The following is a 24,497-nucleotide window of genomic DNA, read 5'->3' on the forward strand; positions in this document are numbered from 1 at the left end:
CGTGTGCGCCGGCGCCGCGAACGGGCCCCCGGACCGCGGCGCGGGCGCACACGCCGGCGACGACCGCGACGAGATGACCAGCTCAGTAGACTAGCTGGCATGACGGTGTCGGTCGGCGTGCACGAGGCGAAGACGCACCTGTCCCGGCTGCTCGAGCGGGTCGCGGCCGGTGAGGAGGTCGAGATCACCAACCGCGGGCGCGTGGTCGCCCGCCTGGTGGCTCCGGCGCGCCGGACTCCCAACTTCGGCTTCGACCGGGGCAACGTGTGGATCGCCGACGACTTCGACGAGCTGCCGGAGGACCTGCAGCGGGCCTTCGAGGGGAACGAGTGAGGGTCCTGCTCGACACCCACGTCCTCGTCTGGGCCGCCACGACCCCTGAGCGTCTCGGTGCCGCCACGGATCTGGTCGCCGGGGCCGAGCGCCGGCTGATCTCGGCAGTCTGCGTCTGGGAGCTGGCGATCAAGCAGGGCCTCGGCAAGCTGACCCTCGGGTCCGACGTCCGCACCTGGACGCGCCGGGTGGCCGCGGAGCTGGCGCTGGACCACCTGCCGGTCACCGCCGAGCACGCCGCCGCCGTCGAGCACCTCCCCGACCTGCACCGCGACCCCTTCGACCGGCTGCTGGTCGCCCAGGCCGTCGCCGAGGGTGCGGTGCTGCTGACCGCGGACACCCGCCTGGCCGGGTACGGGGGCGCCGTCCGCCTGGTCGGCTGAGCGGGCCGGCTACCGGTCGAGCGCGTAGCGGGTGAACAGGACGCCGTCCTCCTCGAGCACCTGCACCAGCCGGGGGCGGACGACGTCGCGCAGCGCCCGGTCGAGCAGCCGGGCCGGCCCGCCGACGAGGGCGGGGGAGACGGTGAGGTCGAGCTCGTCGACGACGCCCGCGTCCAGCGCCGCCGACAGCAGCGACGGTCCGCCCTCGCACACCAGCTGCTCGAGCCCGCGGTCGGCGAGCCGGTCCAGCGCCAGGGGCAGGTCGACGTCGTCGTCGCCGCAGACGAGCACGTCCACGCCGGTGCCGGCCAGGGCGGCGCGGCGGCCGGGGTCGGCGGCCGCGCAGGTCACCAGCACCGTGGAGGGGACGGCCAGCCGGTCGCCCGGCGCGAGCGACGCCCGCCGGGAGACGACGACGACCGGTGCGGTCTCCGGCCGGCCGAGCCCGGCGCGCAGCCGCCCCACCGCGGAGTCGGCGGCCACCGGCCGGTAGCCCTCGGCCGCGGCGGTGCCGTGCCCGACCAGCACGGCGTCGGCGAGCGCCCGCAGCACCCGGAACACCCGCCGGTCACCCGGGGACCCCAGCCCCGCGCTGCGCCCGTCGACGGAGATCGCGCCGTCGAGGGAGACGACGAAGTCCACCCGCACCGACCGCCCCGGCGGCAGCCGGTAGGCCTCGGCGAGCGCGGCGTCGTCGTCGACCGGGGCGGCCCCGGGGAAGAGCCGGCGCATCAGGTCGTGAGCACGGCCGCGCTCTCGGCCGGCAGCCGCACCGTGTCGCCGTCCAGCGACGGCTCCTCGGCGGTGGCGAACAGCACGCCGGTGGCGGGCCGGTCGAGGTCGACCTCCCGCGGCTCGCCCGACAGGTTGGCCACCACCCGCAGCCGGCCGCGGTGCACCACCAGCAGCCGGTCCTCGTCGTCCCAGCCGACCTCCACCGCCGTGAGGTCGGGGTTGACCAGCTCCGGCTGCGCCCGCCGCAGTGCCAGCAGCGCCCGGGTGGTCGCCAGCAGCGTGGCGTGCGGCTCGCGCTCGACCTCCGACCAGTCCAGCTTCGAGCGGGTGAAGGTCTCGGGGTCCTGCGGGTCGGGCACCTCGTCGGCGTCCCAGCCGTGCTCGGCGAACTCGCCCTTGCGCCCCTCGGCGGTCGCCCGCCCGATGTCCGGGTCGGTGTGGCTGGTGAAGAACTGCCACGGCGTCGCGGCGCCCCACTCCTCGCCCATGAACAGCATCGGGGTGAACGGGCTGGTGAGGACCAGGGTCGCGCCGACGGCGAGCAGGCCGGGGGACAGCGACGCTGACACCCGGTCGCCGATGGCGCGGTTGCCGATCTGGTCGTGGTCCTGCAGGTAGCCGAGGAACTTCCAGCCGGGCAGCCGGGCGGCGTCGACCGGCCGGCCGTGGGACCGGCGGCGGAAGCTCGACCACGTGCCGTCGTGGAAGTACGCGCCGGTCAGCGTCTTGGCCAGCCCGGCGAGGCCGGCCTCGGCGAAGTCGGCGTAGTAGCCCTGGCCCTCGCCGGTGAGCACCGCGTGCAGCGCGTGGTGGAAGTCGTCGCTCCACTGCGCGTGGATGCCGGTGCCGTTGGCCGCGCGCGGGGTGACCAGGCGGGGGTCGTTGAGGTCGCTCTCGGCGATCAGCGTGAGCGGCCGGCCGAGTGCCACCGACAGCCGGTCGACCTCCTGGGCCATCTCCTCGAGCACGTGCGTGGCGCGCTCGTCGACCAGCGCGTGGACGGCGTCGAGCCGCAGCCCGTCGACGTGCATGTCGCGCAGCCACATCAGCGCGTTGTCCAGGACGTAGCGGCGCACCTCGTCGGAGTCCGGCCCGGACAGGTTGATCGAGGAGCCCCAGGGGTTGGGGCCGCCCTCGCTGAAGACCGGCATGAACAGCGGCAGGTAGTTGCCCGACGGGCCGAGGTGGTTGTAGACGACGTCCTGGATCACGCCGAGGCCGCGCCGGTGGCAGGCGTCGACGAAGCGCTGGTAGGCCGCCGGCCCGCCGTAGCTCTCCTGCACCGTGTACCAGAGGACGCCGTCGTAGCCCCAGTTGTGGGTGCCGTCGAAGCCGTTGACCGGCAGCAGCTCGACGAAGTCGACGCCGAGGTCGACCAGGTGGTCCAGGCGCTCGACCGCCGCGTCGAGGGTGCCCTCCGGCGTGAACGTGCCGACGTGCATCTCGTAGACGACGCCGCCGGCCAGCGGGCGCCCGGTCCAGGCGCCGTCGCCCCACGGGTACGCCGCGGGGTCGAAGCGGCGGGACGGGCCGTGGACGCCGTCGGGCTGCCGGCGCGAGCGCGGGTCCGGGTACACCTTCTCGTCGTCGCCGAGCAGGTAGCCGTAGTCGGCCTCCGGCGCGGCCTCGACCTCGGCGCGCCACCAGCCGCCGGCGTCGCGCCGCATGTCGTGCACGGCGCCGTCGACCTGCAGGCGCACCCGCTCCGGTACGGGCGCCCAGACGGCGAACTCGGCGGCGGGCATGCAGGGACCTCCTGGGGTGCTGGGGTGGGACCGGTGCTCAGTGCCCGGGCGGGCGCGGGCCAACCGTGGCCCCGGCGCGCCGCGCCGGGACCACGGCCGGCTCAGGCGCGGACGAGCAGCGCGACGGGCAGCCGGTCGAGCAGGCCGGCCAGCGGGACGCCGTCGGCGTCGGACACCACCCGGGCGCCGCTGAGGACGTCGCGCCAGGCCCCGGTGGGCAGGGTCAGCGTGGTGTCCCCCCACCCGGTCGCGGCCAGCGCCACGGGCAGCCGGGTCGCGACCGTCACGGCGCCGCCCCGGTCGAACGCGACGACGTGCGGCGCGGCGCTGCCGCGGGCGGGCACCGGCGTGTAGCCGCCGAACAGCTCCGGGGAGTCCCGCCGCAGCCGCAGCGCCCGCGAGGTGACCAGCAGCTTGGCCGCGCCCGCGTCGTCGACCCCGGGCACCCAGCCGTCGTCGAGGCGGGCCAGCAGCCGCCGCCGCTCGTCGTAGTCGACCGGGCGGCGGTTGTCCGGGTCGACCAGCGAGCGGTCCTCCAGCTCGGTGCCCTGGTAGACGTCGGGGACGCCGGGCATCGTCAGCTGCACGAGCTTCTGCGCCAGCGCGTTGGACCGCCCGGCCGGCCCGATCCGGGCCACGAACGCCTCGATCTCGGCGGTGGTCGCCGGGTCGTCGTAGGCGGCGTCGACCATCGCGTGCAGCTGCGCCTCGAAGGCCTCGTCGACGTCGGTCCACGTCGTCGACAGCCCGGCCTCGCGGGCGGCCTTCTCGGCGTAGGCGTGCGCCCGCTCGCGCGACAGCGGCCACGCGCCGACCAGGTTCTGCCACACCAGGTGCGCCAGCGGCCGGTCGGGCAGCGGGTGCCGCGACAGCCAGCCGCGCACCAGGTCGGCCCACTCGGTGGGCACCTCGGCGAGGACGGCCAGCCGGGCGCGGGTGTCCTCGCTGCGCTTGGTGTCGTGGGTGGTCAGCGTGGTCATCGACCGCGGCTTGACCGCCAGCCGCCGCGCCTGCGCCTCGTGGAACTCCTCGACGGTGACGCCGAAGCGGGCGGGGTCGCCGCCGACCTCGTTGAGCACCACGAAGCGGGCCCACCGGTAGTAGGCGCTGTCCTCCACGCCCTTGGCCATGACCGGGCCGCTGGTCTGCTCGAAGCGGGTGGCCGCCTCGGTGCCGGCCCGCGCCAGCACCGGGTGCAGCGCGTCGACCGCCGCCACCAGGTCGGGACGGCGGTCCCGGACGGCGGCCACCGCGGCGTCGAGGTGCTCGCGGCCGTCGGGCAGGTAGGTGCGGTAGACGGAGAAGGTGGCCAGCAGCTCGGCCAGCGCCTCCCGCTCGGTCGCCTCGTCGACGCCGGGCAGCTCGCCGATCACCCGCACCAGGCGGGCCACCTCCGAGCCGAGGCTGCCGTCGGTCACCTCGCGCTTGCAGTCGTGCACCAGCCGCGCGTAGTCGACCGGCCGGCCCGACAGCTCGGTGTCCAGCGCGGTCAGCGCCGCCTCGCCGGCCGTGTCGACCAGGACGTCGTCGACCTCGGCCAGCGCGTCGTAGCCGGTGGTGCCGTCGGTCCGCCAGCTCTCCGGCAGGTCCTCGCCGGGCTCGAGGATCTTCTCCACGACCGTCCACCGCCCGCCGGAGGCCTCGGCCAGCCGGTCGAGGTACCCCTTCGGGTCGGCGAGGCCGTCGGGGTGGTCGATCCGCAGCCCGTCGACGGCGCCCTGCTCGACCAGCCGCAGCACCAGCTCGTGGGTGGCGCGGAAGACCTCCGGGTCCTCCACCCGCAGCCCGGCGAGGGTGTTGATCGCGAAGAACCGCCGGTAGTTGAGGTCGGTGTCCGCCCGCCGCCAGTCGACCAGCTCGTAGTGCTGCCGGTCGTGCACCTCCTGCGGGCTGCCGCCCTCCGTCCCCGGCGCGATCGGGAAGCGGTTGTCGTAGTAGCGGAGCTCGCCGCCGACGACCTCGAGCTTCTCGACGTCGTCGGCCGACCCCAGCACCGGGATCCGGATGCGCCCGCCGCCGAAGTCCCAGTCGACGTCGAACGCCGACGCGTGGGCGCTCTCGCGGCCGTGCCGCAGCACGTCCCACCACCACGGGGCCTCGGCCGGGTCGGCCACGCCCATGTGGTTGGGCACCAGGTCGAGGACCAGGCCCAGCCCGTGCTCGTGCAGCGCGGCGACGAACCGGTCGAGGCCGGCCCGCCCGCCGCGCGCCTCGTCGACGTGCGCGTGGTCGACGGTGTCGTAGCCGTGCGTGCTGCCCGCCGCCGCGCGCAGCAGCGGCGAGGAGTAGGCGTGGCTGACCCCGAGGTCGGCGAGGTAGCCGGCCACCGCCGCGGCGTCGTCGAGGGTGGAGTCGGCGGTCACCTGCAGCCGGTAGGTCGCCGTCGGGACGTCCCGGCGCCGGTCGGCGCCGAGCGGCTCACCCGCGGTCACGACCGGCGGGGGGCGCTGAGCACGACCATCGAGCGGTCCTGCACGGTGATCGTCTCGCCCGGCTTGAGCTCGCGCGGCTCGACCTCGCCCATCTCGGCGGTGTCGAGGCGGACCGTCCACAGCCCGGCGTACTCCTCGGCCGGCACGGTGAACTCGATCGGCTCGTGCGAGCCGTTGAACGCCAGGTAGAAGTGGTCGTCGACGACGTCCTCACCGCGCTCGTCGGTGGACCGGATGCCGTGCCCGTTGAGGTACATCGCGATCGACTTCGCGAAGCCGGCGTCCCAGTCGTCCTCGGTCATGAGGTCACCGCCCGGCGTGAGCCAGGCGATGTCCTGCACCGGGGCGCCGGCCTGGCGGCGCACCGGCCGGCCGTGGAAGAAGCGACGACGGCGGAAGGTCGGGTGCTCGGCGCGCAGCCGGGTGACCAGCTTGGTGAACTCCAGCAGCCCCTCGTCGACCTCGTCCCAGTGGATCCAGGTCAGCGGGGAGTCCTGGCAGTAGCCGTTGTTGTTGCCGCGTTGGGTGCGGCCGAGCTCGTCGCCGTGCAGCAGCATCGGCACGCCCTGGCTGAGCATCAGCGTGGCCAGGAAGTTGCGCCGCTGCCGGGCGCGCAGGGTGAGCACCTTCTTGTCGACGGTGTCGCCCTCGACCCCGCAGTTCCAGCTGCGGTTGTGGCTCTCGCCGTCGTTGTTGCCCTCGCCGTTGGCCTCGTTGTGCTTCTCGTTGTAGGAGACCAGGTCGGTGAGGGTGAACCCGTCGTGCGCGGTGACGAAGTTGATGCTCGCCATCGGCCGGCGGCCGGAGTGCTGGTAGAGGTCGGAGGACCCGGTGATCCGGCTGGCGAACTCGCCGACCGTGGCGTCCTCGCCGCGCCAGAAGTCGCGGACGGTGTCGCGGTACTTGCCGTTCCACTCCGTCCAGAGCGCGGGGAAGTTGCCCACCTGGTAACCGCCCTCGCCGACGTCCCACGGCTCGGCGATCAGCTTCACCTGGCTGACCACCGGGTCCTGGTGCACCAGGTCGAAGAACGCCGAGAGCCGGTCGACGTCGTGCAGCTCGCGGGCCAGCGCCGAGGCCAGGTCGAAGCGGAACCCGTCGACGTGCATCTCGGTGACCCAGTACCGCAGCGAGTCCATGATCAGCTGCAGCGCCTGGGGGGTGCGGGCGTTGAGCGTGTTCCCGGTGCCGGTGTAGTCCATGTAGTACTGCGGGTCGTCCTCGACCAGCCGGTAGTACGCGCGGTTGTCGATGCCCTTGAACGACAGCGTGGGGCCCAGGTGGTTGCCCTCGGCGGTGTGGTTGTAGACCACGTCGAGGATCACCTCGATGCCCGCCTCGTGCAGGGTGCGGACCATCCCCTTGAACTCCTGCACCTGCATGCCGTTGTCGGTGTTGCTGGCGTACTCGTTGTGCGGCGCGAAGAAGCCGATCGTGTTGTAGCCCCAGTAGTTGCGCAGGCCCTTCTGCAGCAGCGTGTCGTCCTGGACGAACTGGTGCACCGGCATGAGCTCGATGGCGGTGACGCCGAGGCCCTGCAGGTGGGAGACGACGGCGGGGTGCGCGATGCCGGCGTAGGTGCCGCGCAGCTCCTCGGGCACGTCGGGGTGCGTCATCGTCAGGCCCTTGACGTGGGCCTCGTAGATGACGGTCTTGTGGTAGGGCGTCCTCGGGGGGCGGTCGACACCCCAGTCGAAGTAGGGGTTGACGACGACGGACTTCGGCATGTGCGCCGCGGAGTCCTCGTCGTTGCGCTCGCCGCTGTCGAAGTCGTAGCCGAACACCGACGGGTCCCACTCGATCTGGCCGTCGATGGCCTTGGCGTAGGGGTCCAGCAGCAGCTTGGTGGGGTTGCAGCGCTGTCCCTGCTGCGGGTCGTACGGGCCGTGGATGCGGTAGCCGTAGCGCTGCCCGGGCTGGATGCCGGGCAGGAAGGCGTGCCAGACGTAGCCGTCCATCTCGGGCAGCCGGATGCGGGTCTCGGTGCCGTCGTCGTCGAAGAGGCACAGCTCGACCTTCTCGGCGACCTCGCTGAAGATCGCGAAGTTGGTGCCCGTGCCGTCGAACGTGGCTCCGAGGGGATAGGCCGTGCCGGGCCACACCTGGTTCATGGACGTGTTTCCTCCTGCGTGGGCGCCCCTGCGGGGGTCACGGGGCGCGACGGCCCCCCGCCGCGGCCGTCGGCAGGGGGTCTGGGCACACGGTGCCCGCGGGTCCCTTGCCCGATCCGGACGGGTCCACACCTGACGCGGCGCACGTCACGCCCCGGCCGCTGCCGTCCGGGGACGACGACGCCCCCCGGGCCGGGGCCGCGGGGGGCGTCGTGCGCAGGTCCGGCGGTGCCGTCGGAGGCCCTGGCCGGGGGAGCGCTGCCCGGGTCCGACCTCGCCCGGTGTCCGGGTGGCACTGGTCCCTGGCGGGGCGCGCTCCTGCGGGGCGTCACGCTAGCGGGCCCGCCGCACCGGCACGAGCACCGAGGCCTCTCCCGGTCAACCCGGCACGTCCCGTCCGTCCCGCCCGTCGCAGCGGGCCGCCCGGACCACACCGGTTTCTGTCGCCGGTCGGTCGTACCGTCGTCCTCGTGCGCGCGACCACCGACATCCGGCCCACCCAGGGGCGCTTCCGCGTCGTCAGCGAGTTCCAGCCCTCGGGTGACCAGCCCGCCGCGATCGAGGCCCTCGCCCGGCGGGTGAAGGCCGGCGAGACGGACTCCGTGCTCCTCGGCGCCACCGGTACCGGCAAGTCGGCCACCACGGCCTGGCTCGTCGAGCAGGTGCAGCGCCCCACCCTGGTGATGGCGCCGAACAAGACCCTCGCCGCGCAGCTGGCCAACGAGTTCCGCGAGCTGCTGCCGGACAACGCCGTCGAGTACTTCGTCTCCTACTACGACTACTACCAGCCCGAGGCCTACGTCCCGCAGACCGACACCTACATCGAGAAGGACTCCTCGGTCAACGACGAGGTCGAGCGGCTGCGGCACTCGGCCACCCAGGCGCTGCTCACCCGGCGCGACGTCGTCGTGGTCGCCACGGTCTCCTGCATCTACGGCCTGGGCACCCCGCAGGAGTACGTCGACCGGGCGCTGCGGATCTCGGTGGGGGAGGAGCGCGAGCGCGACGAGCTGCTGCGCACGCTGGTCGAGGAGCAGTACACCCGCAACGACCTGTCCTTCACCCGCGGCACGTTCCGGGTGCGCGGCGACACGATCGAGGTCTTCCCGGTCTACGAGGAGCTCGCGGTCCGGATCGAGATGTTCGGCGACGAGGTGGAGCGGCTCTACTACCTCCACCCGCTCACCGGCGAGGTGGTCCGCGAGGTCGAGGAGCTGTTCGTCTTCCCGGCCACCCACTACGTCGCCGGTCCCCAGCGCATGGAGCGCGCCATCGCCTCCATCGAGGCCGAGCTCGAGCAGCGGCTGGCCGAGCTCGAGCGGCAGGGCAAGCTGCTGGAGGCCCAGCGGCTGCGCATGCGCACCACCTACGACATCGAGATGATGCGCCAGGTCGGCTTCTGCTCCGGCATCGAGAACTACTCGCGGCACATCGACGGCCGCGCGCCGGGCAGCGCCGGCGCGTGTCTCATCGACTACTTCCCCGACGACTTCCTGCTCGTCATCGACGAGTCGCACGTCACCGTCCCGCAGATCGGCGGCATGTACGAGGGCGACATGAGCCGCAAGCGGACGCTGGTCGAGCACGGCTTCCGGCTGCCCTCGGCGATGGACAACCGCCCGCTGAAGTGGGAGGAGTTCACCGACCGGATCGGGCAGACGGTGTACCTGTCGGCGACGCCGGGGCCCTACGAGCTCGGCCGGGTGCAGGGCGACGTCGTCGAGCAGGTCATCCGGCCGACCGGCCTGGTCGACCCGGAGGTCGTGGTCAAGCCCACCAAGGGCCAGATCGACGACCTGGTGCACGAGATCCGGGTGCGCACCGAGAAGGACGAGCGGGTCCTGGTCACCACGCTGACCAAGAAGATGGCCGAGGACCTCACCGACTACCTGCTCGAGCTCGGCATCAAGGTGCGCTACCTGCACTCCGAGGTCGACACCCTGCGCCGGGTGGAGCTGCTGCGCGAGCTGCGGCAGGGCGAGTACGACGTCCTGGTCGGCATCAACCTGCTGCGCGAGGGCCTCGACCTGCCCGAGGTGTCGCTGGTGGCGATCCTCGACGCCGACAAGGAGGGCTTCCTGCGCTCGGGCACCTCGCTGATCCAGACGATCGGCCGCGCGGCCCGCAACGTGTCGGGGCAGGTGCACATGTACGCCGACACCGTGACGCCGTCGATGGCCCTGGCGATCGAGGAGACCAACCGGCGCCGCGAGAAGCAGATCGCCTACAACCAGGAGCGCGGCATCGACCCGCAGCCCCTCCGGAAGAAGATCGTCGACATCCTCGACGGCATCTACCGCGAGGCCGAGGACGGCGGCGCGGAACTGGTCGGGGGCTCGGGCCGGCAGCAGTCCCGCGGCAAGGCGCCGGTGCCCGGCCTGTCGTCGAAGACCAAGGGGAAGGCCGGGGCGATCGACGTCGCGGGCCTGCCCCGGGCCGAGCTGGCCGACCTGATCACCCAGATGAACGAGCAGATGCTGGCCGCCGCCCGCGAGCTGCAGTTCGAGGTGGCCGCCCGGTTGCGCGACGAGCTGGCCGAGCTGAAGAAGGAGCTGCGCCAGCTCGACGCCGCCCACGCCTGAGCCGGCCCGAGCGGACGCGACCGTCCGCTCGGGCCGGGAACCCGGCACGGGGCACCGGCCGTTGGCAGTTGCGGACCCTCCCGTGCGGCGCTCCCGCGCGGGCCGGGGTCCCGCGTGGAGGGGAGTATCCCGACGCGGTGGTGTCGTCAGCACGGGCAGCAACGCCCCGGCGCCATCGGCCGGCCGGTAACGGTCGGCGGGAGAGACCTCCGGTGCTGACAGCTGCCAGTGGACCGGAGGTACCGCCTGATGGACGTCCCACTCTGGGTGTGGGGGATCACCGTCGCCGCGATCGTGGCGATGATCGCGTTCGACTTCGTCGGCCACGTGCGCACACCGCACGCCCCGACGCTGCGCGAGTCGGCGACCTGGTCGGCGATCTACGTCGCGCTGGCCGTCGTCTTCGGGATCCTGGTGTGGGTCTTCGCCGGCGGGACGTTCGGCGGTGAGTACTTCGCCGGCTACATCACCGAGAAGAGCCTCTCGGTGGACAACCTGTTCGTCTTCGTCCTGATCATGGCCAGCTTCGCGGTGCCGCGGGAGCTGCAGCAGAAGGTGCTGCTGTTCGGCATCGCCTTCGCCCTGGTGCTGCGGACGGTGTTCATCTTCCTCGGCGCGGCGGCCATCGAGAACTTCAGCTGGGTCTTCTACCTGTTCGGCGCGTTCCTGATCTACACCGCCGTCGCGCAGGCCCGGGCCAGCGGCCACGACGACGACGAGTTCAAGGAGAACGCGTTCCTGCGGCTCACCCGCAAGATCGTGCCGACGACGCAGGAGTACCACTCCGACCGGCTGACCACGAAGATCGACGGCCGGCGGTACATCACCCCGCTGGCCATCGCGCTGGTCGCCATCGGCAGCGCCGACATCCTCTTCGCCGTCGACTCGATCCCGGCCATCTTCGGCCTGACCACGGAGACCTACCTGGTCTTCGCCGCCAACGCCTTCAGCCTGCTGGGCCTGCGCCAGCTCTTCTTCCTCATCGACGGCCTGCTCGACCGGCTGGTCTTCCTGCACTACGGCCTGGCGGTCATCCTCGGCTTCATCGGGATCAAGCTGCTCATCCACGCGCTGCACGAGAACGAGCTGCCGTTCATCAACGGCGGCGAGCACGTCACCGCGATCCCCGAGGTGCCCACCTGGCTGTCGCTCACGGTCATCGTGGTGACCCTGTTCATCACCACGGTCGCGAGCCTCGCCCGCAGCCGCCGCGACGCCCGGGAGGCCGCCGCGCAGGGCACCGTCGGCCGGGGCGCGGCCGCGGTGGCCGGCGAGACCGGCGTCCCGACCGCCGAGCGCCAGGGCGAGGAGCAGCCGCGCCCCGCGCGGCCGGCGCCACCGGCCTGACCGGGCCGGGCAGGGGCCGCGCGGGCGGGAACCCGTCCGCGTCACGGCACCTGTTGCTCCCGGTGACCGTGCGGCAGTATCCGGAACACGTCCGCTCCGCTGGGTGCCCGACCGGCACCCGGCGCAGCGGGACCGGGGGACAGCGCCGGGCGCCCGCGCCTGCGCACCCGCCGGTGACGCCGGCTCGTCCGGCGTGCTCGCCAGCGGCGACCGCCGCTGCGCGACCCGACAGACATGGGAGTCCAACAGATGGGTGTCAGCCTCTCCAAGGGCGGGAACGTCTCGCTGACCAAGGAGGCGCCGGGCCTGACCGCGGTCAACGTGGGCCTCGGCTGGGACGTCAACACGTTCTCCGGGGGCGACTTCGACCTCGACGCGTCGGCGATCATGCTCGACGCCGGCGGCAGGGTCACCCCCGACGACTCGGGCTTCGTCTTCTTCAACAACCTCCGCAGCCCCGACGGCTCGGTCGTCCACGTCGGTGACAACCTCACCGGCCAGGGCGAGGGCGACGACGAGGTCATCCAGGTGAACCTCGCGGGCGTGCCGCCGACGGTCGACAAGATCGTCTTCCCGGTGTCGATCTACGACGCGGACAACCGCAAGCAGAACTTCGGCGCGGTGCGCAACGCGTTCATCCGCATCGTCAACCAGGCCAACAGCCAGGAGATCGCCCGCTACGACCTCACCGAGGACGCCTCGGTCGAGACCGCGATGGTCTTCGGTGAGCTCTACCGCAACGGCGCCGACTGGAAGTTCCGCGCCGTCGGCCAGGGCTACGCCTCGGGCCTGCGCGGCATCGCCCAGGACTTCGGCGTCAACGTCGGCTGACCCCCACCGGGCCCGGACGGCACCCGTCCGGGCCCGGTGCCGCCCCGCGCGCCGATCCCTCCCGTTCCGGGCCCACCCGACGTACTGTCCGCGCGCTCCCGCACCCGCCCGAGACCGGAGGTCCGATCCCGCCATGCCCGTCGACGTGCCCGCTGCCCACCCGCGCACCGCCCGCTCCTCCGGCTGAGCGGCAGCAGCGTGGTCCACGTCCTCACCCGCGGCGGCAACGTCGGCCTGGCCCAGGCCGGCCTGAGCGGTCCCGTCGTCGTCACCCTCACCTGGAACCCGGCGCCCGGCGTCGACGCCGACCTCTCGGCGTTCCTCACCACCGGTGCCGGCCGGGTCCGCAGCGACGACGACTTCGTCTTCTACAACCAGCCGTCCGGCGCCGGCGGCGCGGTGCGCCACCTCGGCAAGTCCACCCGCGGCGGCGGGACCGTCGACCAGGTCCGCATCGACCCCGCCGCGCTGCCCGCCGACGTGGAGAAGGTCGTCATCGGCGCCTCCCTCGACGGCGCGGGCACCTTCGGCGCGCTCACCGGCCTCGCCGTCGAGGTGGCCCCCGACGGCGGCGCCCCGGCCGCCGTGCGCTGCGAGCTGGGCGCCGGGCCGGAGACCGCCCTGGTCTTCGCCGAGGTCTACCGCCGCGGCGGCGAGTGGAAGGTGCGCGCCGTCGGGCAGGGCTACACCGGCGGTCTGGCGGCCATGGCCACCGACGTCGGCGTCAGCGTCGACGACGAGCCCGCCGCCGCGGCACCGCCGGCCTCCGCCGCCCCCGCCCCGTCCGCGGCGCCCCCGGTCAGCACGGAGAAGCGCCGGCTGGTCGACCTGGAGAAGAAGCTGTCGACGCAGGCGCCGCAGCTGCTCAGCCTGGTCAAGACCGCCGGCGTCAGCCTGGAGAAGCGCGGTCTGGGCGAGCACACCGCCCGCGTCGCGCTGGTCCTCGACATCTCCGGCTCGATGGCCGCGCTGTACCGCGCCGGCGCCGTGCAGCGGCTGGCCGAGCGGGTGCTCGCGCTGGGGCTGCGCTTCGACGACGACGGCGTCGTCGACGTGTTCCTCTTCGGCAAGGACGTGCACCGGCCCGAGCCGGGACTGCGGCTGGAGGGCCACCAGCAGTACATCGCCGAGCTCACCCACCGGTACCCGCTGGAGTACGACACCCGCTACGGCGCCGCGATGGCCGCCGTCCGGCAGGCCTACTTCGGCGACAGCCGCGAGCGCGCCGAGCCGCAGCCGGCGCAGGTGCCCGTCTACGTCATGTTCCTGACCGACGGGGCGCCGAGTGACAAGGCGGTGGCCACCCGGCAGATCCGCGCGGCGTCCTACGAGCCGGTGTTCTGGCAGTTCATGGGCATCGGCCCGGAGCGGCAGTTCTCCTACCTGCAGCGGCTCGACGACCTCGAGGGCCGGTTCACCGACAACGCCGACTTCTTCGCCGTCGACCAGGACGACCTGATGGGCCGCCGGCCGATCGGCGACGACGCGCTGTTCGACCGGCTGATGACCGAGTACCCCGGCTGGCTGCAGCGGGCGCGGGCCCAGGGCCTGCTGCGTCCCTGACCCCGCACCCGCCCGAGACCATCCCGGCCGCCCGGCCGCCGCCAGCCCACATCCAGCAGAGGGTGAGAGGGATCGACCCGTGCGCCACTTCGCCTACCTGACCGACGACGAGCGGGAGCGGCTCTTCGCCGTCCCGCCGGGGGAGATCGGCCCGGCCACGCCGCGCGCCATGCTCGCCCTCGCCCTCGGCGCGACGCTCTACAGCCCGGGCACCCGGCCGTCGCTGGACGCCGACGCCGCCCGGGCCGCCGCCGCCGGCGCCACCAGCACCGTGTGGTGCCTCGAGGACGCCATCCCGCACGCCGCGGTGGGGGAGGCCGAGGCCAACGTCGTCGCCGCGCTGCACCGGATCGACCGCCGGGTCACCGAGGGGGACCCGGCGCCGCTGCCGCTGGTGTTCGTGCGGGTGCGCACGCCCGAGCAGATCCGCTCGATCGCCGTCGGCGCGGGGCCGGCGCTGGCGCGGCTGGCCGGCTTCAGCCTGCCGAAGGCCACCGGCGCGACCCTCGGGCCGATGCTCGAGGCCATCGCCGAGGTGAGCGCGGCCACCGGGCACCCGCTGTACGGCATGCCCATCCTCGAGACGCCCGACCTCGCGTGGCGGGAGACCCGCGCGGAGGCGCTGGCCGCGCTCGCCGAGGTCCTCGACGCCCACCGCGAGCAGGTGCTGTGCCTGCGGGTGGGCGGCACCGACCTGTCCGGGCTGTTCGGCCTGCGCCGCGACCGCGACACCACGATCTGGGACGTCGCCGTCGTCCGGGACTGCCTGGCCGACGTGGTCAACCGGTTCACCCGCGGCGGCGAGCACGTGGTCACCGGGGCGGTGTGGGAGCACATCCCCGGCCCCCGGCTGTTCAAGCCGCAGCTGCGCCAGTCGCCGTTCACCGAGCAGCACGAGGGCCGGCTGCGGCAGCGGATGATCGCCGGCGACCTCGACGGCCTGGTGCGCGAGGTCGCCCTCGACAAGGCCAACGGGGTGCTCGGCAAGACCGTCATCCACCCGGCGCACGTCTCGGTGGTCAACGCGCTGCTCACCGTCTCGCGCACCGAGTACGACGACGCCCTGGAGATCCTCACCGCCCGCGGGCAGGGCGGCATCGCGGGATCCGGCAACGGCCGGATGAACGAGATCGGCCCGCACGCGCTGTGGGCGGAGCTGATCAGCCGCCGCGCCGCGGTCTACGGCGTGGTCGCCGACGAGGCGGCGCTGGTCGACCTGCTGTCGGCCGGCGAGCGCCGGGTCGCCGAGGTCTTCGCCGCGAACGAGGTCCGCCGCGGGTGACGGCCACGCTCACCCCGGCGGGTCTCGCCGGCACCGTCTCCGCGCTGCTCGACGTCGGGGTGTCCGACCCCGGCCGCTTCGCCGCGCTGTGCGGCCTGGCGCTGCGGGACAACCCGCGCCGGGCCCACCTCGTCGTCTCCCGCGTCCTCGGCAAGCACGTGCCGGTCGCCCCGGCCGAGGTCCTGGGTGCCGGGCACGCCGTCGGCGACGCCGTGGCCGCCGTCCTGGGCGGGGAGGTGCCCGGCCTGGTCGTCGGCTACTGCGAGACCGCCACCGGGCTCGGGCACGCCGCCGCCGCGCGGCTCGGTGCGGCCGCGCTGTCGACCACGCGGCGGGTGCACCCGGGCGTGCCGGTGGCGGCGGCGTTCGAGGAGGAGCACTCCCACGCCGTCGCCCACGCCCTGCAGCCGGCCGGCCCGGTGACCCTCGGCGCGCCGGGCCCGCTGGTGCTGGTCGACGACGAGCTGACCAGCGGGCGCACCGCGCTCAACACCGTCGCCGAGCTGCACGCCCGCTGGCCGCGCGAGCGCTACGTGATCGGCACGCTGCTCGACGCCCGCCCACCGGCCGCGCGGGCCGCGTTCGCCGAGCGGGCCGCCGCGCTCGGCGTGCGGGTCGACGTCGCCGCCGTCCTCACCACCGCGCTCACCCTCCCCGACGACGTCCTGGCGCGCGCCGCGGCCGCCCGCGCCGCGCTGCCCGGCCCGGCGCCGCTGCCGGCCGGCGCGCCCGGCGCGGTGCGGGTGCACGAGGGCCTGTGGCCGGCCGGCGCGCCGACCACCGCCCGCCACGGGCTGACCGCCGCCGGCACCGCCCGGCTGCACGCGGCCGCCGGCGCGGCGGCCGCCGCCCTCGCGCCGGCGCTGGCCGGCAGCCGCGGCGTCCTCGTGCTCGGCACCGAGGAGCTGATGTACGCGCCCACCGTGCTCGCCGCCGCCCTCGCCGGGCGACCGGCGGGCGTCCCCGTCACCACCCAGTCGACCACCCGGAGCCCCGTGCACGCCGCCGACGACCCCGGCTACGCCCTGCGCCGCAGCCTGTCCTTCCCCGCACCCGACGAGCCGTCCCGCACCTCGCGGGTGCACAACCTCGCCGACCCCGCCGCCGTCCCGGCGCACGGCCGCTGGTCGGACCTGCGCGCCGACGACGTCGTGGTCGTCGTCGACGCCCCGCCCGCCGACGCCGCGCCGCTGGCGCAGGCGCTGCGCCCCTTCGCCGCCCGCGCCGTGCACGTCGTCCCGGTCCCGCTGTCCTCGCCGCTGCCGGAGCCGGCCCCGTGACCGCGCTGCAGCCCCCGCCGGCCCCCGCCGTCCCGGGACGGTTCGGCTCCTACCCGGCCGAGGACGTCACCTGGCTGCTCACCGACCTGTCCGGCGTGGCGCTCGAGCGCGGCACCGAGGACCGCGAGGAGGCCATCCAGTCGGGCACCCACTACTCGGAGATGCTGCCGGTCGAGTACCAGCCCGACGACGCCTACCTCGCGCTGTTCACCACCGCGCTCGAGCAGTCCGCCGGCCGGCTCGCCGACGCCGTCGCCCGGGTCGGGGAACTGGTGTGGGACGCCGCGGCCGCGGCCGGGCACCGGCCGGTGCTGGTCTCGCTGGCCCGCGCCGGCACCCCGATCGGGGTGCTGCTGCGCCGCTGGTACCGCGTCTCGCGCGGCATCGACGTGCCGCACTACACCGTCTCGATCATCCGCGGCCGCGGCATCGACGAGGTGGCGATGGCGCACGTGCTCGCCCGCCACCCCGCCGGCGCGCTGCGCTTCGTCGACGGGTGGACCGGCAAGGGCGCCATCCAGCGGCAGCTGACCGAGGCGGTCGCCGGCTGGGTCGCGGCGCACCCGGAGGACGCCGCCCTCGACGACCGGCTCGCCGTGCTCGCCGACCCCGGCGTCTGCACCGAGCTGTACGGCACCCGCGACGACTTCCTCATCCCGAGCGCCTGCCTCAACAGCACGGTGTCCGGGCTGGTGTCCCGGACGGTGCTGCGCGCGGACCTCATCGGCCCCGGCATGTTCCACGGCGCGAAGTACTACGCCGAGCTCGCCGCCTCCGACGTCTCCGCGCTGTTCGTCGACACCGTCGCCGCCGCCTTCCCGTCCACCGCCCCGGCCGACGACGTCCCCGCCGCGCACCGCCGGCCGACCTGGGCCGGCTGGGCGGCGGTGGAGCGGATCGCCGCCGACCACGGCATCGCCGACGTCAACCTGGTCAAGCCCGGGGTGGGGGAGACCACCCGGGTGCTGCTGCGCCGCGTGCCCTGGCAGGTGCTGGTCCGGCCCGACCGCGCCGCCGACCTGCGGCACGTCGTCGCCCTCGCGCGGGCCCGCGGGGTGCCGCTGGTGGAGGTGCCCGACCTGCCCTACTCCTGCGTCGGGCTGATCCGGCCGGTGACCCGGTGACCGCCGTCCTCCCGGCCACCCTCGCCGCCGTCGACCTCGACCGCACGCTCATCTACTCCGCGTCCGCGGCAGGCGGCACCGACGGGCTGGCCGTGGTCGAGCACCTCGACGGCGCCCCGCTCAGCCACGCGACCCCGGCGTCGTGGGAGCTGCTGGCCGAGCTCGGCCGTCGCGCCCTCGTCGTGCCGGTGACCACCCGCACCGCCGCCCAGTACGAGCGGGTGCGGCTGCCGCTGGTGCCCCGCTACGCGCTGTGCGGCAACGGCGGCGTGCTCCTCGCCGACGGCGTCCGCGACCCCGACTGGGATGCCTGGGCGGCGGCCACCGCGGCGCAGGCGGCGCCGCTGGCGGAGCTGCTCGCCCCGCTGGAGGCGGTGGCCGGCCAGCCGTGGGTGCGCACCGTGCGCTCGGCCGAGGGCCTGTTCGGCTACCTCGTCGCGCACACCCGCGACGGCATCCCGGCGGACTGGCTGGCCGCCACCACCACCGCCGCCCGCGCCGCGGGCGCCACGCTGAGCATGCAGGGCCGCAAGGTCTACGTCGTCCCCGCCGGGCTGTCGAAGGCCGGCGGCCTGCTGCGGCTGCGCCGGCTGCTGGCGGGGGAGGGGCACGCGCCGCGCCTGCTGTGCGCCGGCGACAGCCTGCTCGACGCGCCGATGCTGCTCGCCGCCGACGCCGCCGTCCGGCCCGCGCACGGCGAGCTGCACGAGCAGGGCTGGACCGGCAGCCGGGTGGCGGTCACCGCGGCCACCGGCGCGGCGGCGGGGGAGGAGATCGTCCGCTGGCTGCTCGAGCGGGCCTGAGACCTCTGGCAGGGTGACCGGCGTGGGCCTCGACCGCGCGGTGCTCTTCCGGCTGGCGACGAGCGGGCGGTTCGAGCGCGCGGTGCGCGCCCTGCCGGGCGGGGAGGAGCTCAGCCGACGGGCGGCCGCCCGCTACGTGGCCGGCCGCGACAGCGGCGAGGCACTGGCCGTCGCCGGCCGGCTGCTCGCCGCGGGGCACGGGGTCAGCATCGACCTCTTCGGCGAGTGGGTGACCGACGTCGGCACGGCGGCCGACGTCGTCGAGCAGTACCGCTCCCTGGCCGCCGCGCTGCCGCCGCCCCCGGCCGACGCCTGGCTGTCGGTCGACCTGACCCACCTGGCGCTCGACGTCGACCCCGCCGGCACCGCCGACCGGCTCGCCGCCGTCGCGGCCGCCCTGCCGCCGGGCCGGCGGGTGCAGGTGGGCGCCGAGGACGCCGCCCGGACCGGCGCGGTGCGGGCCTGCGTCCTCGACGTCGCCGGCCGCGGGCTCGCCGACCGGCTGGGCGCCACCGTGCAGGCCAACCTGCTGCGCTCGCCCGGCGACGTCGACGCCCTCGTCGACGCCGGCGTCCACGTGCGGCTGGTCAAGGGCGCCTACGTCGAGCGGTCCGGGACGCACCCGTACGGCGAGCCCACCGACGTCGCCTACCTGCGGCTGGGCGCGCACCTCGCCGGCCGGCGGGCGGCGTGGTCGATGGCCACCCACGACGGGCGGCTGCGCGAGGCGCTGCTCCTGCTCGACGGGGCGGGGACCGTCGAGCAGCTGCTCGGCGTGCGGCCCGACGTCCTCGCCGACCTCCGGCGCCGCGGCGTCCCGACCCGGGTGTACGTGCCCTACGGCCGGGACTGGTTCCGCTACTGGATGCGGCGGGTGGCCGAGTCCCGCGGCGCGTGAGCCGCTACTCCGCCCGGGCGGTGCGCACCAGCCCGGCCAGGCCCTGCTCGATCGACTCCGCCTCGCGCAGCACCGCACCCCAGTCCGGCCGGTCGCCGCGGGCCGCCGCCTCCAGCGCGGGCAGCCGGCGGGCGAGGTCCTCGAAGGTCCGGCGGTAGCGGCGGGCCCGCTCCTCGGGCAGCCCGGCGAGGAACCGCCGCGCGTCGACGACGCCGCGCTGCACCCCGGCCAGCAGCGACCCCGGATCGGCCCGGACGGCGTCCAGCCGCGCCAGCCGCCCGGTCGCCGCGCGCACCTCGTCGTCGACCCGGCCGGCCGCCGCGCGGACCCGGGCCAGCTGCGCGGCCGCCTCCGGCACGTCGAGGACGGGCGCGGCCAGCGCCGCCTCCAGCGCGGCGAGCGCCGCGTCGGCCTCCGCGAGCGCCCCGGCCGCCCGCTGCGGGGCCCGCTCGACGTCGGCCCACGCCGACAGCGGGTAGCGCCGCCGCAGCTCGCTCATCACCGGCGCCAGCCGCTCGTGCCGCGTGCCCAGCGCCTCCCGGCGGGTGCGCACCGACGCGGCGCCCCGGCGCACCTCGGCGGCCCGCTCGGGCAGCCGGTGGAGCCGGTCGGCGGCGGCGTCGGCCCCCCGGCGGGCCCGCTCGGCCGCGGCGACGGCGTCGGCGGCCCGGCGCTGCGCCAGGGCGGTCTCGGCGCCGGCCAGCGCGGCGGCGGCGTCGTCGAGCAGGGCCGGCACCCCCGGGTCGGTGAGGTCGGCGGAGGAGGCGCCGGCCAGCGCCGCCCGGGCGGCGGCGATCGCGGCGGACGCGGCGGACACCGCCGTCCGGGCGCCGGCGCGCACGCGGGCGGCGGCGGCGAGCACCTCGCCGTACTGCTCCCGGAAGCGCCGCACCTGGTCGAGGACGCCGCGCAGCGCGGTCGCCGCGGCGCCCAGCTCCCGCGTCGCGGCGCGGGCGCGGCCGGGCTCGCCGACGTCGTCGTGCTCGGCGACGGCCTGCAGGTAGGAACCGATGACGGCGTCGGCGTGCGTCGACAGGTCGTGCCAGTCGCGGGCCAGCGACGCGGGGACGGCGGGGCCGCGCAGGCCCCGCCCGCCGGCACTCGCGCCGGCCTCCTCGGCCGCGGCGACCGCGTCGGGCAGGTCGGCCAGCGCCGCGTCCAGTTCGAGCATCGCCGCCGCGGCGGCCTCGCGCGCCGCCACCGCCTCGCGCTGCCCCGTCTCCCGGTCGCGCCGCCACCAGCGGGGAGCGGGGTTCCCACCGAGCCCGCCCACGACCGTCTCCCTCCGTGCCGCCGGCGCGCCCGCGCCCCGGCGTCGTGCCTACCACGTCGCGGCCCCGCCCTCCCGCGGGCGTGGCCGTGGTCACCCGCCCGGGAGGGCCGTGGCGGGAACGTCCGCCGGTGCGGGCACGTTGGACACCCTCGGACCCGTCTGCCGGTCGACCCGGCCCGGTGCTCTCCGTGCCGCACTCGTCGCCGCCCGCCGGTCAGGCGTCGGAAAGGAACCTGATGCTCCGCTACTTCGGCTTCTCCGTCTTCCTGACGGTGGCCGCGCTGGTGACCGCCGTGTTCTTCGGCGGACCGGCCGCACTCCTCGCCGTCGCCGTCCTCGGCGTGCTCGAGGTCTGCCTCTCCTTCGACAACGCCGTGGTCAACGCCAAGGTGCTGCGCCGGATGAGCCCGCTGTGGCGCAAGCTCTTCCTCTACGTCGGCATCTTCATCGCCGTGTTCGGGATGCGCCTGCTGCTGCCGATCGTGCTGGTGTCGGTCACCGCGGGCCTGTCGATCCCCGAGGTCTGGGACCTGGCGCTCACCGACCAGCAGGCCTACGGCGAGAACGTCGAGGCCGCGGCCGAGGCGATCTACACCTTCGGCGGGATCTTCCTGCTGATGATCTTCCTGAACTTCCTCTTCGACGAGGACCGGGAGATCCACTGGCTGTCGTGGCTGGAGCGACCGCTGGCCAAGGCCGGCAAGCTGCCCTACCTCGCTGTCGTCATCGCCCTGGCGGTCATCTACGTCGGGTCGCAGATCGCCGACGACGACAAGTACGCCACCGTGCTGGTCTCCGGCATCGCCGGCCTGTTCACCTACCTGCTCATCGGCGGCCTCAACGAGCTCATGGAGGCCCCGGAGGAGGACGACGACGACGACGTGACCGCGACCGGGGGGTCGACGGGCGGCGGCAGCGCGGCCGGCACGGCGACGAAGGCGGTGGCCGGCGCCGGTGCGGCGGCGTTCCTCTACCTCGAGGTGCTCGACGCGTCGTTCTCCTTCGACGGCGTGATCGGCGCGTTCGCCATCAGCAGCGACATCTTCATCATCGCGCTGGGCCTGGGCATCGGCGCCTTCTGGGTGCGGTCGCTGACCATCTACATGGTCGACAAGGGCACCCTCGACGAGTACCGCTACCTCGAGCACGGCGCCATGTGGGCCATCGGCTTCCTGGCCGCGATCATGATCCTCGAGCTGCGGTTCCACATCAGCGAGTACGTGACCGGGCTGACCGGTCTGCTGTTCATCGTCGCCGCGGTGATCAGCAGCGTCCTGGAGTCCCGGCGGGAGCGGGCCGCCGAGCCCGTCCCCGCCGCGGCGCAGCGGGACGAGGAGGTCACCGCCGGCCGGCGCTGACACCACCGGCACACCACCGGCACACCACCGGCACACCACCGGCACACCAGCGGCCCCGGGGCACCGCCCCGGGGCCGCCGGCGCGTCCGGGACGCGCCGGGGCGCAGCACCTACCGCGCGGGGAGGCCGACGGATACGGTCCCGCCGGTCCCGACCCCCGTCCCGAGAGGCATCCGTGGCACTGCTCACCGCCCACAAACGCGTCCTGCACGCCGACCTGCAGGGCGACCGCATCCGGGCCGCCAGCGGCTCGATGGTCGCCGTCGAGGGCAACGTCGACTTCAAGAGCTCCGGCATGGGCGGGGGCGGTGGCGTGCGGGCGGCGCTCAAGCGCGCCGTCGCCGGCGAGAGCCTCTCCCTCATGGACTGCGCCGGTCACGGCCGGGTGTACCTCGCGCTCGACGCGATGGACGTCCTCGTCGTCGACCTCGCCGGCGACACCCTCACCGTGGAGAGCCAGCACATCCTGGCCCACACCGAGCAGCTGCGCCTCGACGTCCAGTTCGCCGGGCTGCGGGGGATGACCAGCGGCCACGGCCTGGCGACGACGACGGTCACCGGGCACGGGCAGGTCGCGATCGTCTCCGAGGGCCCGGTCATGGCCCTGGAGGTCGCACCCGGCGCCGACCTCGTCGTCGACCCCGACGCCTACGTCGGCTCCCGCGGCCAGCTGTCGATGAACCTGGTCTCGGGCGTCTCGTGGAAGTCGCTCGTCGGCGAGGACGCCGGCGAGCCGTTCTCCCTCCGGTTCACCGGCTCCGGCCTGGTGCTCGTCCAGTCCGCGGAGCGCTGACCCATGCCCTTCGAGACCGTCAACAGCAAGGTCGTGCGCGCGCACGTCACGCCCGGCACCCCGGTGCTCGCCCGCCGCGGCTCGATGCTCGGCTACTCCGGGCAGGTCGCCTTCCGCCCCGTCCACGGGCAGGGCCGCGGCATCGGCGGCATGGTCGGCGCGGCGATGTCGGGTGAGTCCAACCCGATGATGGCCACCGAGGGCACCGGCCAGGTGCTCTACGGCCACAAGGGCCTGCACGTCACCGTCCTGGAGCTCGACGGCGGCGCGCCGCTGGTCTGCGAGGCCGACCGGCTGCTGGCGCACGACGCCACGCTGCAGACGAGCGTGCAGTTCCTCGGCTCGGGCGGCATCCGGCAGGCCATCAGCGGCGCGATGACCGGGCAGGGCCTGTTCACCACCAACGTCCACGGGCGCGGCGCGGTCGCGCTGCTCTCGCACGGCGGCGCCTTCCCGCTGCAGCTGCAGGGGCAGCAGATCGGCGTCGACCCGCAGGCCTACGTCGGCCACGTCGGGCAGCTCACCGTCGACCTCGCGGCCAAGGTCGGCTTCCGCGACGTCGTGGGCCGCGGGTCCGGCGAGGCGTTCCAGCTGCGGATCGGCGGTCACGGCACCGTGTACGTGCAGGCCAGCGAGAAGAAGTTCTGAGGGCGACGAGATGACCTACCCACCCGGCAACCCCTACGGCCAGCCCCAGGGCAACCCCTACGGCGGCCAGCCCCAGCCCTACGGCCAGCCGCCGCCCGGGTACGGCCAGCAGCCGCCGCCCGGCTACGGCCAGCCCCAGCCCGGCTACGGGCAGCCGCCGCCGCCCAGCTACGGCCAGCCCCCGCCGCCGTACCCCGGCCAGCCGGCGCCCGGCGGTCAGCCGAGCTGGCAGCCGAGCACGCTCAACCCGCACACGCTGCCCGACGACGACAACGTCAACCCCTACGTGTTCTGCGTCGCCCTCACCGGCGGCGAGTGGTTCATGAGCAAGGGCGCGATGCTGGCCTACTACGGCGACGTCCGGTTCGACGCCGTCACCGAGTACTCCTCGGTGCAGGCGTGGGTCGCCTCGCGGTTCTCCAGCCCCGTCTACATCTCCGACTGGGTGGTCGCGCAGGGCCACGGCAAGCTGCTCATCGGCGACCGCGGGTTCGACCTGAACTCCTACGACCTCGACGACGGCAACCTGACGATCAAGGCGAGCAACCTCTGCGCGTTCTCCAAGCAGCTGGAGCTCAAGCAGTCGATCGTCCCGGGGTTCGTCACGCTCCTCGGCACGGGCAAGTTCATCGCCTCGTCCAACGGGCCGGTGATCTTCGTCGAGCCGCCGTTCCGCGCCGACCCCGACGCGCTGCTCGGCTGGGCCGACTGCCCGTCGCCGTCGGTGCACCACGACGCGCAGTGGATGACCCAGAACCTGCGCGGGATGATCTCCGGCGCGCTCGGCCGGGCCTCCGGTGAGGAGCGGCAGTACGACTTCACCGGGCAGGGCACGATCCTGCTGCAGTCCTCCGAGGTCGGCCGCGAGGACCCGGCGGTGCTGCGGCTGGTCGAGTCGCAGACGCAGCTGCTCACCAACAGCCAGGCCGGCTCGCTCGGCCAGCGGCTGATCGCCCGGGCCCAGCAGCAGTAGGCC

The 24,497-nt window shown here is 74.8% G+C and carries 20 protein-coding genes; 15 read left to right on the forward strand and 5 right to left on the reverse strand.

The window, feature by feature from the left end; all coding sequences use genetic code 11:
* Positions 1 to 99: 99 nt before the first annotated feature.
* Together ACI780_RS02850 and ACI780_RS02855 are read left to right on the forward strand one after the other, a co-directional pair.
* Positions 100 to 333, forward strand: coding sequence for a type II toxin-antitoxin system Phd/YefM family antitoxin (locus ACI780_RS02850; protein WP_456870727.1), 234 nt, complete (start codon positions 100 to 102; stop codon positions 331 to 333).
* Positions 330 to 716: a type II toxin-antitoxin system VapC family toxin gene (locus ACI780_RS02855; RefSeq protein WP_456870726.1), complete on the forward strand. Its 387-nt coding sequence runs from the start codon at positions 330 to 332 to the stop codon at positions 714 to 716. Before ACI780_RS02850 ends, ACI780_RS02855 begins: the two co-directional genes overlap by 4 nt.
* A 9-nt stretch (positions 717 to 725) precedes the next feature.
* Here ACI780_RS02855 and ACI780_RS02860 read toward each other — a convergent pair whose 3' ends face one another.
* The 4 genes from ACI780_RS02860 to glgX form a co-directional block, all read right to left on the reverse strand.
* The gene (locus ACI780_RS02860; protein WP_457000666.1) at positions 726 to 1,448 is read right to left on the reverse strand and encodes a dihydrofolate reductase family protein; all 723 of its coding nucleotides are present in this window, start codon (positions 1,446 to 1,448) and stop codon (positions 726 to 728) included.
* On the reverse strand, positions 1,448 to 3,196 hold the full coding sequence (gene treZ, locus ACI780_RS02865) for a malto-oligosyltrehalose trehalohydrolase (protein ID WP_457000667.1): 1,749 nt from the start codon (positions 3,194 to 3,196) through the stop codon (positions 1,448 to 1,450). The genes ACI780_RS02860 and treZ overlap by 1 nt, the downstream gene beginning before the upstream one ends.
* Before the next feature lie 101 nt (positions 3,197 to 3,297).
* Positions 3,298 to 5,628 (reverse strand): malto-oligosyltrehalose synthase, encoded by a 2,331-nt coding sequence (treY, locus tag ACI780_RS02870; RefSeq protein WP_457000668.1) that lies wholly within the window; start codon positions 5,626 to 5,628, stop codon positions 3,298 to 3,300.
* Positions 5,625 to 7,739 (reverse strand): glycogen debranching protein GlgX, encoded by a 2,115-nt coding sequence (gene glgX / locus ACI780_RS02875; protein WP_457000669.1) that lies wholly within the window; start codon positions 7,737 to 7,739, stop codon positions 5,625 to 5,627. Before glgX ends, treY begins: the two co-directional genes overlap by 4 nt.
* A 470-nt stretch (positions 7,740 to 8,209) precedes the next feature.
* Here glgX and uvrB point away from each other — a divergent pair, with 470 nt between their 5' ends.
* From uvrB to ACI780_RS02920, 9 genes are all read left to right on the forward strand, one after another.
* On the forward strand, positions 8,210 to 10,321 hold the full coding sequence (gene uvrB / locus ACI780_RS02880; RefSeq protein ID WP_457000670.1) for an excinuclease ABC subunit UvrB: 2,112 nt from the start codon (positions 8,210 to 8,212) through the stop codon (positions 10,319 to 10,321).
* A gap of 249 nt (positions 10,322 to 10,570) precedes the next feature.
* On the forward strand, positions 10,571 to 11,668 hold the full coding sequence (locus ACI780_RS02885) for a TerC family protein (RefSeq protein ID WP_457000671.1): 1,098 nt from the start codon (positions 10,571 to 10,573) through the stop codon (positions 11,666 to 11,668).
* Between the two features lie 249 nt (positions 11,669 to 11,917).
* Positions 11,918 to 12,499 carry a TerD family protein gene (locus ACI780_RS02890; RefSeq protein ID WP_457000672.1) on the forward strand — a complete coding sequence of 194 codons (582 nt, stop codon included), beginning with the start codon at positions 11,918 to 11,920 and terminating at the stop codon, positions 12,497 to 12,499.
* Between the two features lie 198 nt (positions 12,500 to 12,697).
* Positions 12,698 to 14,062, forward strand: a complete 1,365-nt coding sequence (locus ACI780_RS02895) for a VWA domain-containing protein (RefSeq protein ID WP_457000673.1) — start codon at positions 12,698 to 12,700, stop codon at positions 14,060 to 14,062.
* A 79-nt stretch (positions 14,063 to 14,141) separates the two neighbouring features.
* A complete protein-coding gene (locus tag ACI780_RS02900; protein ID WP_457000674.1) occupies positions 14,142 to 15,344 on the forward strand; it encodes an HpcH/HpaI aldolase/citrate lyase family protein in 1,203 nt (400 codons plus the stop codon).
* Entirely contained in the window at positions 15,341 to 16,624 is a 1,284-nt protein-coding gene (locus ACI780_RS02905) for a phosphoribosyltransferase domain-containing protein (RefSeq protein WP_457000675.1), read from the forward strand. Before ACI780_RS02900 ends, ACI780_RS02905 begins: the two co-directional genes overlap by 4 nt.
* Positions 16,621 to 17,748 carry a cysteine protease StiP family protein gene (locus ACI780_RS02910; protein ID WP_457000676.1) on the forward strand — a complete coding sequence of 376 codons (1,128 nt, stop codon included), beginning with the start codon at positions 16,621 to 16,623 and terminating at the stop codon, positions 17,746 to 17,748. Before ACI780_RS02905 ends, ACI780_RS02910 begins: the two co-directional genes overlap by 4 nt.
* Complete coding sequence (locus ACI780_RS02915; protein WP_457000677.1) at positions 17,745 to 18,551, forward strand: hypothetical protein; 807 nt, start codon at positions 17,745 to 17,747, stop codon at positions 18,549 to 18,551. The genes ACI780_RS02910 and ACI780_RS02915 overlap by 4 nt, the downstream gene beginning before the upstream one ends.
* A gap of 22 nt (positions 18,552 to 18,573) precedes the next feature.
* A complete protein-coding gene (locus ACI780_RS02920) occupies positions 18,574 to 19,449 on the forward strand; it encodes a proline dehydrogenase family protein (RefSeq protein ID WP_456870713.1) in 876 nt (291 codons plus the stop codon).
* 4 nt (positions 19,450 to 19,453) lie between these two features.
* On the opposite strand, the gene ACI780_RS02925 is transcribed toward ACI780_RS02920, so the two are convergent.
* Positions 19,454 to 20,722 carry a hypothetical protein gene (locus ACI780_RS02925; RefSeq protein WP_456870712.1) on the reverse strand — a complete coding sequence of 423 codons (1,269 nt, stop codon included), beginning with the start codon at positions 20,720 to 20,722 and terminating at the stop codon, positions 19,454 to 19,456.
* Between the two features lie 236 nt (positions 20,723 to 20,958).
* Between ACI780_RS02925 and ACI780_RS02930 the strand changes: the two genes are divergently transcribed.
* From ACI780_RS02930 to ACI780_RS02945, 4 genes are all read left to right on the forward strand, one after another.
* Positions 20,959 to 22,080, forward strand: coding sequence for a DUF475 domain-containing protein (locus ACI780_RS02930; protein ID WP_456870711.1), 1,122 nt, complete (start codon positions 20,959 to 20,961; stop codon positions 22,078 to 22,080).
* 175 nt (positions 22,081 to 22,255) lie between these two features.
* Entirely contained in the window at positions 22,256 to 22,873 is a 618-nt protein-coding gene (locus ACI780_RS02935; RefSeq protein ID WP_456870710.1) for an AIM24 family protein, read from the forward strand.
* Positions 22,874 to 22,876: 3 nt separating this feature from the next.
* Positions 22,877 to 23,521, forward strand: a complete 645-nt coding sequence (locus ACI780_RS02940) for an AIM24 family protein (RefSeq protein WP_456870709.1) — start codon at positions 22,877 to 22,879, stop codon at positions 23,519 to 23,521.
* A gap of 10 nt (positions 23,522 to 23,531) precedes the next feature.
* Entirely contained in the window at positions 23,532 to 24,494 is a 963-nt protein-coding gene (locus ACI780_RS02945; protein WP_457000678.1) for an AIM24 family protein, read from the forward strand.
* The last annotated feature ends 3 nt before the right edge of the window (positions 24,495 to 24,497 follow it).

The organism is Geodermatophilus sp. SYSU D00814 (assembly GCF_054050055.1).

Coding starts and splice junctions, on each gene's coding strand:
- ACI780_RS02850 (WP_456870727.1), top strand. CDS start 100: ATGACGGTGTCGGTCGGCGTGCACGAGGCGAAGACGCACCTGTCCCGG.
- ACI780_RS02860 (WP_457000666.1), bottom strand. CDS start 1,448: ATGCGCCGGCTCTTCCCCGGGGCCGCCCCGGTCGACGACGACGCCGCG.
- treZ (WP_457000667.1), bottom strand. CDS start 3,196: ATGCCCGCCGCCGAGTTCGCCGTCTGGGCGCCCGTACCGGAGCGGGTG.
- glgX (WP_457000669.1), bottom strand. CDS start 7,739: ATGAACCAGGTGTGGCCCGGCACGGCCTATCCCCTCGGAGCCACGTTC.
- ACI780_RS02885 (WP_457000671.1), top strand. CDS start 10,571: ATGGACGTCCCACTCTGGGTGTGGGGGATCACCGTCGCCGCGATCGTG.
- ACI780_RS02890 (WP_457000672.1), top strand. CDS start 11,918: ATGGGTGTCAGCCTCTCCAAGGGCGGGAACGTCTCGCTGACCAAGGAG.
- ACI780_RS02930 (WP_456870711.1), top strand. CDS start 20,959: ATGCTCCGCTACTTCGGCTTCTCCGTCTTCCTGACGGTGGCCGCGCTG.
- ACI780_RS02940 (WP_456870709.1), top strand. CDS start 22,877: ATGCCCTTCGAGACCGTCAACAGCAAGGTCGTGCGCGCGCACGTCACG.
- ACI780_RS02945 (WP_457000678.1), top strand. CDS start 23,532: ATGACCTACCCACCCGGCAACCCCTACGGCCAGCCCCAGGGCAACCCC.